The sequence below is a fragment of the Pseudoalteromonas sp. UBA2102 genome (assembly GCF_002331165.1).
Taxonomy (GTDB): Bacteria; Pseudomonadota; Gammaproteobacteria; order Enterobacterales; family Alteromonadaceae; genus Pseudoalteromonas; species Pseudoalteromonas atlantica.
In genome coordinates this window covers 1-12427 of sequence record NZ_DCYU01000016.1, presented here as the reverse complement: position 1 = coordinate 12427, position 12427 = coordinate 1, and the positions used below count along the sequence as shown (strand labels likewise).

The following is a 12427-nucleotide window of genomic DNA, read 5'->3' as shown; positions in this document are numbered from 1 at the left end:
TGTGTAAGTTATTGTCTTACTCTTTGATAGTTAACTCAACTGCGCCATGGCTTAAATCAAAAATATCTTTAATGGCCTGTTTTGCTTGGCGGCTATCAATAGTAATAACCCATTCAATATTAGCAGTAAATTGTTTTTCTATATTAAGTACTTGATAATTGGTTTTTAACAATTGCTCTATTGCGCCCTGCATGCTGTATTCACTCTGGCCTACAATCTCGATACTCGGTACTTTAGTCACCGTTTTTAGCTGTGAAAGTGCATTATTAAGCGACCCACCATAGGCACGTACTAACCCACCGGTGCCCAGCTTTATACCGCCAAAATAACGGGTGACAACCGCAGTAATTTCGCCAAGTCCAGAACCCACCAGCACATTAAGCATGGGCTTTCCTGCGGTACCATTTGGCTCGCCATCATCAGAAAAACCATAAACATGGCTTCCGCCTGGGTTACCCGCTACGTGCGCCCAACAATTATGACGAGCATCTGGGTACTTTTCTTCAATGCTTTTAATAAATGCTTTAGCAGCCTCTAGGTCTGGCGTATGCGCGATATGAACTATAAAGGTGCTTTTTTTAATTTCTTCTTGATGAAACACATCATCGGCGGGGTATTTATATTCAGACATAATTAAAGCTCAATTAAAAATGGGGCCAAAAGGCCCCTTTGCATTCGCGTATTTTAGCGCGTATTGGCGAGCTCGTCTTTATTAGCTTAGTCGAGCGCTAAATCACGAGTCATATTTTCTAGGCTGTCTTCGTGAACAATAATATTGTCTTCAATACGAATACCGCCGTATGGTTTTAACGACTCGATTTTTTCCCAGTTAATAAACTGCTTACTGTCGGTTTGCGCTAAATCACCTAATAATGAGTCTATAAAGTAAAGCCCTGGCTCAATAGTAAATACTTGGTTTTTCTCTATTTTACGAGTACAACGTAAGAATGGGTGCCCTTCTGGCGATGGCTGGTGGGTGCCTTTATCATCACGCATAAAGCCGCCCATATCGTGCACTTGTAAGCCAAGGTGATGGCCCAAGCCATGAGGAAAAAATGTTGAGGTAATTTTACGTTCCACAATTTCTGTTGCAGGTAAGTTTACAATATTGAAGTCGCTAAGAATTTGCGCAATACGGTTATGGCAATCAACGTGTAAATCGCCATATAACATGCCAGGCTTTAATGCGTTGCCTAGCTCAATTTGTATTGCCGTCATAGTTTGTACTAGTTCAGCAAACTCGCCCTGCTTTTTAAAATCGTACGTACGGGTTATATCTGCGGCATACCCATTAAAGTTTGCGCCAGCATCGATTAAAAACGAATTATGAGTAAGCGGTGCTTTTGGCTCAAAATGTGTGTAATGCAAAATAGCGCAGTTTTCGTTAAGCGCTACTATGTTGCCATACGGCATTTCGTTTTCGCTTTGGCGTGTAGCCATAAGGTACGCTTGCTGAATATCAAATTCGCTACCACCATTATAAAACGTATCGCGTGCTGCTTTATGTCCATCTACCGCGATGCGGTTTGCTTGGCGTAAACATTCAAGCTCGTACTGCGTTTTATAAGCGCGGTTATAATGAAAATAGTTAAGTACCGGCTCAGGGTTCATAATACTAAAGCCAAGCGCTTGCGCTACCTCTAGGTATTCGCCCATGTAAGCGTATTTAGCTTTATCGTAAGGTAATAGTTTTTCAACTTGATCAGGCTGTAGCAATAATTCTATATCAAAGTACTCAGCCCAAAAATCACGCGGCTCATCTGGTACTTTGTGCCAAAAATCAACTGGGCGGTAAAAAATAAGCTTCGGTTTATCGCTACCATTTACCACAATCCAACAATGTGGGTTATCAATAACAGGAAGCCAAGCTTTAAAGTGTGGATTAACTTTAAATGGGTAATACATGTCGTCTAAAAACTGGCGCTTAGCTTGGCCTGAGTGAATAACTAAACCCTCGAGCCCTTCACGGTCACAAATTGTACGCGTACGTTGTTGTAATGTGGCAATATGCTCTGCATATAAAACGGCTAATTTATCCATTGTTAATCCATCTGTTAAATTTAACTTGCTTTGAGTCTACCACTTAAACGTAAAGCGCTCAAAAAAGGGGGATATTTAACATGTAAATATCCCCCTAATACTTATACCCATGGTGTTACGTTATTAGCCCTTTATTTAGCACGCTAGAATGGCTAAATATTTTAGGCAATTGGTATTACATAATTTACCCGCCCATTTTCATGTTGAGTAACGGCGCGAGCACGTTTCCTTCTCGGCCCATCCGGGTGTGATAAACCTGGCGATAAGCAAACACATTTTTTACGTAATCTCGCGTTTCTCTATACGGGATCAGCTCAACCCATAGCTCTGCAGGTATGGCTTCGTCAGGTAACCAGCGTTTAATACGATGATACCCTGCGTTGTAAGAAGCCGTAGCAAGTATTTCATTCCCTTTGTTTTTCTTTTTTAAGTACTGCAAGTAACTAGTACCTAAGCGTATATTGGTTTTAGGTTGGTACAAACGCGTACTCGATACCCTTGCTTTGTTAACGTATTCTGCCGTACTAGGGAGCAATTGCATTAAACCACGCGCATTTGCATGCGAACGCGCATCTGGTGCAAACGAGCTTTCGCGCCGTGCAATTGCAATACTCCACGCGGGGTCTATTTTGCTGCGTTTACTGTAGCGCTCAAATATATCTTGAAATGCAAACGGAAAACGCAGTTCAACATAATCCCATGCTTTAATTTTAGCTAACGTGAAAATAACGTTATCGTGCCAATTGTTTTGCGCTGCAACCTTTGAGGCAGCTAGTTTTTCTTCATCAGTAGAGGTGTTCGTTAAGTAATTCCATTCTCGGCGTGCAGAGGTAAAACGCTCGAGTTCGTAAAGTGCTTTTGCACGTTTAAAGCCCGGCGCATTCTTCACCTTCTCTACTAGTTTTTGATCAACCTGCAAAGGCTGATTGTTTAAATCAACTGGTAGCCCTAATCGTGCCGCCGCTAAAAAACCATAGTAATCGCGGTTAGCGGCCACTTTAGTCCAAATTTCGTCTGCTTTTTGTTGCTCGCCTCGCTTAGCATAGCTATAAGCAAGCCAATATTGCTGGCCTAAACTTAAATCGTCTTTACCTGTAAAAAAAGCCGCTATGCCTTCCCAGTCTTGGGTTTTAAGCATATTACCAAGTTGCCACTGAATTAGCTTTCTGTCTTGTCGCGCTTTAGGCACTTTATTAAGCCAAAAGCTGGCCTGCTTATGCCCACTTGAAGCAAGCGATAAAGCAAACGTGTAATACAAATCTGCTTTTTCTTCATCGCTGTAAGTAAACATTTTTTCTAGCTTTTGCCAGGCTCTTAAAGCCAACGCTTTATCGCGCCAAATTAAACGCTTAACACCATAAATGGCTATTTGCGCTTCTTTTGCTGACTTAGTTTTATAACGATACAAGCCTGCTGCCGCACTAGGGTCGCGGCGTACTTTTGAGTATAAATCGGCTAAGTAACGCTCGTTTTTAGGTAACAACGTTTTTAAATAAGGGAGTAAACTTTGCGTACCGCCCTGCGCTGTAAGCGTTATGCGCTTCCATATAAGTTCATTATTTAAATAGCCTTTTTTGCGCCAAAGCGAAAATAGCGGGTCGCATTCATTCGGTTGCGACTTACCCACCGTCCATAAATCGGTAACCTGATTAAAAATGGCTTTTTCTGGCGCCCCTAAATCAAGCTGAAAATCTAAAAACGTGCATGTTAGCGCTGCGTTAGACGTTTCTCGGTAGTTTTTTATATAAGCTGCTTTTTTATTGTTTTTTTCAAGATACTCTAACCACGCTTTGCGTACCGGCCACTCAAGCGGGGTATGTTCATAAATGGTTAGGTAATCTTCTATTTCGCTTTGGTATTTAAAATTGGGATGGCGTTGCCAATATGTTTTTTCGACATACGGCTTTAGCGGGTGGTCTAACCCGTTTATTGCTTCTTTAAAGTCTTGGTAGCTACCATAGCGCACTTTTTTTTCAGCATCTAAAAACGCGTCATTATCGATACTCGCTTGGGCAGAACTAAAAGGAAGAATAAAGGCAGCTGCCACAGCGCTTAATAAAATTTTTTTCATAATATCCTTTAGGTTTAACGACCTGTCAGGGTTAATAATTTCCAGTTTGAGACACTAAAACAATAATGAGAGTGCCTTTAATAAAGTATGAACAACATTTAATTTACGCACTCATAATAATTAATGAGTACCTTTAGCATATTCCAGTACACCTTAGCACCAAACCAGCTATATTTTAACCAACCGTTTGTAACCGAGTTAAATTTTTCGTTGCATTTTAATTTTAAAGCAAGCACACTGGTCGAAATGCAAACTCATCGTACCAGTCTTAGTTCGTCAACTAGGGAGAATAATAATGTTATATAAAAGCGATTCCTTTGAAGTTAGCTTCCTAAAGGAAAACATCGCCGAGTTTAAGTTTTGTGTTGCAGGTTCTGTAAACACACTATCTCAGCAAACTCTTTCAGATTGTGCAGCAGCATTAAAAGAATTAGCGTCTAATTCTGATATCAAAGGCATGATTTTTACCAGTGATAAAGATCACTTTATTATTGGTGCAGATATCTTCGAATTTTTACCAACATTTACTAAACCAGAAGAAGAATTAGTAACGTGGATCAAAAACGCAACCGACGTTTTTGACGCAATCGAAGACTTACCATTCCCAACTCTTAGCGCTATAAATGGCTTGGCACTTGGCGGCGGCTGTGAGTGGGCACTTGCTACCGATTATCGCGTTGCAAGCGAAACCGCTAAAATGGGCTTACCAGAAGTTAAACTAGGTATAATGCCTGGTTTTGGTGGCACAGTGCGCTTACCACGCATTATTGGCGCAGATAACGCCATGCTTTGGATCACCTCAGGCAAAGAAAACCGTGCCGCTGACGCCCTAAAAGTAGGTGCGTTTGACGCGGTAGTTAGTGCTGACAAACTTTTAGAGTCAAGCCTAGCAACACTTGAATTAGCAATTGCCGGCAAGCTAGATTGGCAGGCAAAGCGCGATGTTAAACTTCAGCCACTTAAATTAAACCGTGTTGAGCAAGGCATGAGCTTTGCAATGGCAGAAGGTATGGTAATGGGTAAAACCAAAGGCCACTATCCTGCTCCGGTTATGGCAGTTCGCACTATTAAAGCAGCGGCCAACTGTACTCGCGATGAAGCAATGGCAATCGAAAATGCTAACTTTGCAAAACTTGCGCGCACTAATGAAGCTGCAGCGCAAACCGGTATTTTCTTAAATGACCAGTTTATTAAAGGTAAAGCACGTAAGCTTGCTAAGCACAGCGATGTTGAAATTAAACAAGCGGCTGTATTAGGCGCTGGTATTATGGGCGGCGGTATTGCATACCAGTCTGCTTATAAAGGTACCCCAATTGTAATGAAAGACATCCAACAGGATGCGCTTGATTTAGGTATGGGTGAAGCATCTAAACTACTGGGTGCAAAAGTTAAACGCGGCCACATGCCAATGGAAAAAATGCTGGCAACGCTTAGCAAAATTAAGCCAACGCTTAACGATGCAGACCTACAAAACGCCAACATTATTGTTGAAGCGGTTGTAGAAAACCCTAAAGTTAAGCAAGCGGTATTAGCTGACCTTGAAAAGAACATGCCAGAAGGCACGGTACTTACATCAAACACATCGACTATTTGTATAGACTTACTTGCAGAAGCACTCGATAAGCCAGAAAACTTCTGTGGTATGCACTTTTTCAACCCAGTGCCAAAAATGCCATTAGTAGAAATTATCCGTGGTGCAAAAACCTCTGATAAAACAATTAATGCAGTTGTTGATTACGCTCTTAAACTTGGCAAGTCTCCAATTGTTGTTAACGATTGCCCTGGCTTTTTTGTAAACCGAGTTTTATTCCCGTACTTTGCAGGCTTTAGCAAATTAGTTGTTGAAGGCGCTAACTTTGCAAAAGTAGATAAAGTAATGGAAAACGTATTTGGCTGGCCAATGGGCCCGGCTTACCTGCTTGATGTTGTAGGTATTGATACGGCGTATCACTGTACTGGCGTAATGGCTGACGGATTCCCTGAGCGTATGGCACGCGCAGAAAAAGATCCGGTGACTGTTTTTGCTAACGAAAAACGTTTTGGTCAAAAGAACAAAGCAGGTTTTTACAAGTACGAAACAGACCGTCGTGGTCGTCTTAAAAAATCAACCGATGCAACAGCAGTTGAGCTACTAGCGCCAATTACTGATGCACCGAAAGAATTTGATAAACAAGAAATTATCGACCGTTGTATGATCCCAATGATCAACGAAGTGCTTCTTTGTTTACAAGAAGGCATTGTTGCTTCTCCTCAAGAAGCTGATATGGCCCTTGTATACGGCGTTGGTTTCCCTCCATTTAGAGGCGGCGCGTTCCGTTACTTAGATCAAACAGGTTTAGCTAACTTTGTTGCAGCAGCAGACAAATATGCTCACCTAGGTGCGATTTACCAAGTATCAGAGCAAACTCGCAAATGGGCCGAAGAAGGTCGTGTTTTCTATAAGGTGGAAGGTTAATATCATGAATAATCCAGTAATTGTAGATTGTATCCGCACACCAATGGGTCGCTCAAAAGGCGGCGTATTTAAAAACAAGCGTGCGGAAGATTTAAGTGCTCACCTTATGAAAGGGTTATTAGAGCGCAACCCAGCAGTTGATCCTGCATCAATTGACGATATTTATTGGGGCTGTGTACAGCAAACATTAGAGCAAGGCTTTAACGTTGCACGTAACGCATCGTTACTTGCAGGTATTCCACACTCAGTACCAGCTACAACCGTTAACCGTTTATGTGGCTCGTCTATGCAAGCATTGCATGACGCTGCTCGCGCAATTATGACAGGCGCTGGCGACACTTACCTAATTGGCGGTGTTGAGCACATGGGTCACGTTCCTATGACTCACGGTAACGACTTTCACCCAGGCTTAGCAACTTCAATTGCGCAAGCATCTGGCTCTATGGGTTTAACTGCAGAATACCTTGCTACCATTCACGGAATTAGCCGCCAGCAGCAAGACGAATTTGCATACCGTTCGCACCAACGCGCACATGCTGCAACAGTTGAAGGACGTTTCCGCCGCGAAATTTTAGCAATGGAAGGTCACGCAGCTGATGGCTCTTTAATTTTAGTTGAAGATGATGAAGTAATTCGCCCTGAAACAACGGTTGAAGGTTTATCTCAGCTTCGCCCAGTATTTAACCCTGCTTCTGGCTCGGTTACTGCGGGTACGTCTTCTGCACTTTCTGATGGCGCATCAGCCATGTTAGTAATGAGCGAAGAAAAAGCAAAAGAGCTTGGCTTACCAATTCGTGCACGCGTTAAAGCAATGGCAGTTGCCGGTTGCGATCCATCAATCATGGGTTACGGCCCAGTACCAGCAAGTAAAAAAGCACTTGCACAAGCAGGTATTACTATTGATGACATTGACGTAGCAGAGCTTAACGAAGCATTTGCAGCACAATCACTGCCTGTACTTAAAGACTTAGGTTTAGCAGACGTGGTTGATGAAAAAGTGAATTTAAACGGCGGCGCAATCGCACTTGGTCACCCACTAGGTTGTTCAGGTTCGCGTATTAGCACCTCGCTTATTCACTTAATGGAAGATAAAAATGCAAAATATGGTCTAGCAACTATGTGTATTGGTTTAGGCCAAGGCATCGCGACTGTATTTGAACGTGTTCAAGACTAAGTATTAACTTAAACATGTAAACCATCTTGGTGATTAAAAAGGCGAACTAGCGCAAGTTAGTTCGCCTTTTTTTATGCCACCAGCTTATAGCCGATATGAATAATGTGATCGGGTGTATTAAATTTAAACCAGATTATTTTTTAATGTATTACGCTTACCCGTTATATGCAAAACAGTTAACCAAACAGATTAATTGCGCTAAACTACCCGACCTAACCAAGCCGCGACTATTTTTACAGGTAACTTTTTATGAGCTTTGATAATCCCGATCACCAATTAGACGCCATAGGCCTACGCTGCCCAGAACCTGTAATGATGATACGCGCGGCAATTCGTAAGATGAACGACGGTGAAACGTTATTAATTACCGCTGATGACCCATCAACCACTCGCGATATTCCAAGTTTTTGTACGTTTATGGATCACACGCTGGTGGCTACAGACGCCGATGAAGCACCGTATAGGTATGTGGTGAAGAAAGGGTTATAGGTTTGAAAGCTGGTTTAGTAAGTTGGGTTATTTTTGAATATTTAACGCATCGTTAAGAACTTAAACCAGATGTAGGTTGGGTTGAGTTTTACGAAACCCAACTTGTTTTATAACACCGAAATTTTATTCATCATACAAAGTGGTTGAATCATTATTGCACTCCCAATCTTGGCTTAGTTTTGAATTTTTAACGTATTGATGAAAGCTTGAAAATGGCCAATCACTCACTTTAATAACATGGTTATGTTTCACCGGGTTGTAGTGAATATAATTAATATGATTATTTAAGTCTTCTTCATCTCTAATTTTATGTTCCCAATAGCGACGCTGCCAAATCCCGCGCTCTCCTTTCGCTATTCGACTTTTATTACAAAACTCTGTTGCTGGCAGCTCTCGAGAAAAGCCTGATTTTATAAGTCGCCAACGCATTGCGTAATTACTATCACCTTTAGGTAATTGCCAAATAGCATGAAGGTGATCGGGCATGATAACAATTGCAATCGTCTTTATTGGGTGATTATTTGCCACCTTTGAATATACACGGCGTAATAACTCTATATTTTCCACAAGCAAAGGCTGAGATCTATCTTCTAAATTTACCGTAAAAAAATAACATGCGCCCGCCTCTAACATACGTTTATAACGCATATTTTTATCCATAAAATAAACAGATAAATAAGAGTATAGATTAGTTTTGTTAATTATAATCAAGACAGGTTTACGTAACTCAACGTATTTGATAACCAGCAGCACAGTTTTATTCGCAGCATATGTTGGGTTTCGTTTCACTCTACCCAACCTACTTAAAATCTACTTATCCATTATCGCGCTTTTGATTTACGACTGTGATTAATACTAACTAAGATCATTAATTTGATTGTATATTTATAGCAATCAATAAAAATTATTATTGATGTAGGTTGGGTTGAGTTTTACGAAACCCAACGTATTTGATAACCAGCAGAACAGTTTTATTCGCCGCACATGTTGGGTTTCATTTCACTCTACCCAACTGACAGCTATTTCTTCGTAATCGTCACTTGCGGCTTATCGTAGTCACTGTAATCAATACTTACTATGTATGTGCCTTTTATTGCAGGTGAGTAACTAAAGTAATTATAAATAGTATTACAGTCTGCAAGGACGGGTTGGCCGAGCGTTAGTTTTTGCCCTGCAGGTTGTGAGTCGCTATAGCCGCAGTTGTAGCCTTCACTAAAATCGGCATCGGCTATTTTAAATTCGTACACTTTACCTGGGGTGCTAAATTTAACTTCTGCTTGGTAAAGCGCGCCGCCTACTGGCATAAACTGGTACTGAGGCTCTGCATCCCAAAGCGTAAAATCGCCTCTTAGGTAAATTGTTTTATCCAGCTCTTGCTGTGGTAGTACGTCGTTAATAGACACTTGGCTAGTACACGCTGTGAGTAAGCCGGCAATGGCAAGCGTTAAAATTCGTTTCATTGGCATCATTAATGGGTTTCCTTCGTTCTGTTAAAACTAAAAAGCCAGCAATACGCTGGCTTTTTATTGGCTTAAGCGGTGTTATTTTTGTAGTACAGATATATCTGCAATATCTAAAAATAAGCGGCTTAACTGGCTTAATAGTGCGAGGCGATTTTGCTTTACAGCTTCATCGTCGGCCATAACCATGACGTTGTCAAAAAAGTTATCAACACTTTGGCGAATACCTGCCAATTGGCTTAATGCCTCTTGGTAGTTTCCATCAGCGTAAAGTGGTGCAAGCTCAGTCGCAAATTTTGCTACTTGTGATGCTAATACTTTTTCAGCGTCGTCGCTTAATAGGCTCTCATCAACATCACCTTCGGTGGTAATGTTATTTTTAGCTAGTATGTTACCTACACGCTTATTCGCTGCTGCAAGCGCTTCTGCTGCGTCTAACGTACGGAAGTGGCTTACTGCTTTAACACGACGGTCAAAGTCAGTAGGTTTAGTAGGACGACGTGCCAGTACTGCCTGAATAACATCTACTTCAATGCCTTCGTCTTGATACCATGCGCGGAAGCGCCCTAGCATAAAGTCAAATACGTCGGTTGATACATTTAGGTTAGTAAGCTTTTCGCCAAACAGTGTTTGTGCTTTTGCTACTAGGTCTAAAATATCAAGCGGTAGCTCTTTTTCTACCATGATACGCAGTGCACCAATGGCAGCACGACGAAGTGCAAATGGGTCTTTGTCACCTTTTGGTGCTTGGCCTATACCAAAAATACCCACCAGCGTATCAAACTTATCTGCAATTGCTACTGCACAGCTGATTAGGTTTGTAGGTAAATTGTCGCCCGCAAAACGCGGCATGTATTGCTCGTTTTGTGCAATAGCTACATCTTCTGCTTCGCCATCAAAGCGTGCATAGTGCATACCCATTACACCTTGCACGTCGGTAAATTCCATTACCATTTCGGTCATTAAGTCTGTTTTACTTAATAGGCCAGCACGTTTTGCAAGGTCTTTGTCGGCACCTAGTTGCTCTGCAATGTAGCCGGCAAGTTCGCTAATACGTACAGATTTATCTTTAAGCGTACCTAATTGCTTTTGGAATAAAACAGTATCAAGTGACTCTAAGCGACTTTCTAGGGTTTTCTTTTTATCTGTTTCAAAGAAGAACTGCGCATCAGCTAAACGTGGGCGCACTACTTTTTCGTTACCAGATATAACCACACTTGGATCTTTACTTTCGATGTTAGATACAAACAAAAACTTATTTAAAAGCTTGCCGTTTTGATCTAATAGCGGGAAGTATTTTTGATCGTCCTTCATGGTGTAAATTAGCGCTTCGGCAGGTACATCTAAAAATGCTTCTTCAAATGTTGCCGTTAACGTTACTGGCCACTCTACCAGTGAAGTAACTTCTTCTAATAAGTCTTCATCCATTGCAACAACCGCATTCACTGCGCTTGCAGCTTCTTCTATTTGTGCACGGATTTGCGCTTTACGTTGTTCGTAATCAGCAATAACGTAGGCTGATTTTAATACGTCGAACACGTCATCTGCATGGCTAATGGTGATTTTTTCTGGATGATGAAAACGGTGGCCTTGTAACTGATTAGTTACTTGCTTACCTAAAATTTCGCCTTCAATAAGTTCATCACCAAATAAAATAGTTACGGTATGAACTGGGCGAATAAATTGTGTTTTATTCGCGCCCCAACGCATTGGCTTAGGTATTGGCAGCTTTGCTAACGACTTTGCAATGGCATCGCTCATCAGCGTTTTGGTTTCTTGTCCTGCTACTTTAGCAATATGTAAAAGCCAAGCGCCTTTGTCGGTTTCAAGAGTTTGTGCTTCACTTACGTCAATACCACAACCACGTGCCCAACCCATTGCTGCTTTAGTTGGGTTACCTTCGCTATCGAACGCAGCTTTAGTTGCAGGGCCACGCTTTTCTACTTCTTTATCTTGCTGCTTTGCTTCAAGCGCTTTTACTTGTAAACCTAAACGACGAGGCGATGCATACCAGCTTACGCCTTCATGCCCAAGCTCTAGTGTTTCAAGCTCTGCGGTTAAGTTTGCGGCAAAGGCTTCTGCTAATTTGCGCAGTGCTTTTGGTGGCAGCTCTTCGGTGCCAATTTCTACTAATAAATTTTGTGCTGACATGCTTACTTATCCTTACACAGCGGGAAACCAAGCGCTTCACGTGCATCGTAATAGCTTTGTGCACACGCTTTTGATAACGCTCGAACGCGTAAAATATAACGCTGACGTTCGGTTACTGAGATTGCATGGCGCGCATCGAGTAAGTTAAACGCGTGCGATGCTTTCATTACTTGCTCGTAAGCAGGTAGTGGTAAATTTGCTTCAATTAGCTTTTGGCTCTCAGCTTCACACTTATCAAACTGTGCAAATAAGTCATCTACGTTTGCGTGTTCAAAGTTGTAAGTAGATTGTTCTACTTCATTTTGATGGAATACATCGCCGTAAGTTACACGCCCTAATGGACCGTCTGCCCATACTAGGTCGTAAATACTGTCTACGCCTTGAATGTACATTGCTAAACGCTCTAGGCCGTAGGTAATTTCACCGGTTACAGGAGAGCACTCTAAGCCCCCTACTTGCTGAAAGTAAGTAAACTGCGTTACTTCCATACCGTTTAGCCAAATCTCCCAACCTAAGCCCCATGCGCCTAGTGTTGGCGATTCCCAGTTATCTTCTACAAAGCGTACTTCGTGCGTTAGGGTATCAAT

10 protein-coding genes are annotated in these 12427 nt (G+C 41.8%); 3 read left to right on the top strand and 7 right to left on the bottom strand.

Features of this window, described 5'->3' with window-relative positions:
- Nucleotides 1-16: 16 nt before the first annotated feature.
- The 3 genes from B2R65_RS01475 to B2R65_RS01465 all read right to left on the bottom strand — a co-directional run bounded on the left by B2R65_RS01475 (nt 17) and on the right by B2R65_RS01465 (nt 4111).
- The gene (locus B2R65_RS01475) at nt 17-631 is read right to left on the bottom strand and encodes a YigZ family protein (protein ID WP_096040916.1); all 615 of its coding nucleotides are present in this window, start codon (nt 629-631) and stop codon (nt 17-19) included.
- An 86-nt stretch (nt 632-717) separates the two neighbouring features.
- Nucleotides 718-2040, bottom strand: coding sequence for a Xaa-Pro dipeptidase (gene pepQ, locus B2R65_RS01470; protein ID WP_004588047.1), 1323 nt, complete (start codon nt 2038-2040; stop codon nt 718-720).
- 184 nt (nt 2041-2224) lie between these two features.
- The gene (locus tag B2R65_RS01465; protein ID WP_286740509.1) at nt 2225-4111 is read right to left on the bottom strand and encodes a transglycosylase SLT domain-containing protein; all 1887 of its coding nucleotides are present in this window, start codon (nt 4109-4111) and stop codon (nt 2225-2227) included.
- A gap of 295 nt (nt 4112-4406) precedes the next feature.
- Between B2R65_RS01465 and fadB the strand changes: the two genes are divergently transcribed.
- The 3 genes from fadB (at nt 4407) to tusA (ending at nt 8229) form a co-directional block, all read left to right on the top strand.
- Nucleotides 4407-6566, top strand: coding sequence for a fatty acid oxidation complex subunit alpha FadB (fadB, locus tag B2R65_RS01460; protein ID WP_286740506.1), 2160 nt, complete (start codon nt 4407-4409; stop codon nt 6564-6566).
- Nucleotides 6567-6570: 4 nt separating this feature from the next.
- Nucleotides 6571-7740 carry an acetyl-CoA C-acyltransferase FadA gene (gene fadA / locus B2R65_RS01455; protein WP_004588050.1) on the top strand — a complete coding sequence of 390 codons (1170 nt, stop codon included), beginning with the start codon at nt 6571-6573 and terminating at the stop codon, nt 7738-7740.
- Between the two features lie 249 nt (nt 7741-7989).
- Nucleotides 7990-8229 carry a sulfurtransferase TusA gene (gene tusA / locus B2R65_RS01450; protein WP_286740501.1) on the top strand — a complete coding sequence of 80 codons (240 nt, stop codon included), beginning with the start codon at nt 7990-7992 and terminating at the stop codon, nt 8227-8229.
- A gap of 123 nt (nt 8230-8352) precedes the next feature.
- Here the strand turns inward: tusA and B2R65_RS01445 are convergent, their stop codons facing one another.
- From B2R65_RS01445 to B2R65_RS01430, 4 genes are all read right to left on the bottom strand, one after another.
- Nucleotides 8353-8877, bottom strand: a complete 525-nt coding sequence (locus tag B2R65_RS01445) for an REP-associated tyrosine transposase (protein ID WP_286740498.1) — start codon at nt 8875-8877, stop codon at nt 8353-8355.
- Nucleotides 8878-9248: 371 nt separating this feature from the next.
- Nucleotides 9249-9698 (bottom strand): early set domain-containing protein, encoded by a 450-nt coding sequence (locus B2R65_RS01440; protein ID WP_286740496.1) that lies wholly within the window; start codon nt 9696-9698, stop codon nt 9249-9251.
- Nucleotides 9699-9770: 72 nt separating this feature from the next.
- On the bottom strand, nt 9771-11840 hold the full coding sequence (gene glyS / locus B2R65_RS01435) for a glycine--tRNA ligase subunit beta (protein WP_286740493.1): 2070 nt from the start codon (nt 11838-11840) through the stop codon (nt 9771-9773).
- Nucleotides 11841-11842: 2 nt separating this feature from the next.
- The coding region (locus B2R65_RS01430; protein ID WP_286740490.1) for a glycine--tRNA ligase subunit alpha at nt 11843-12427 on the bottom strand (585 nt) is incomplete at its 5' end.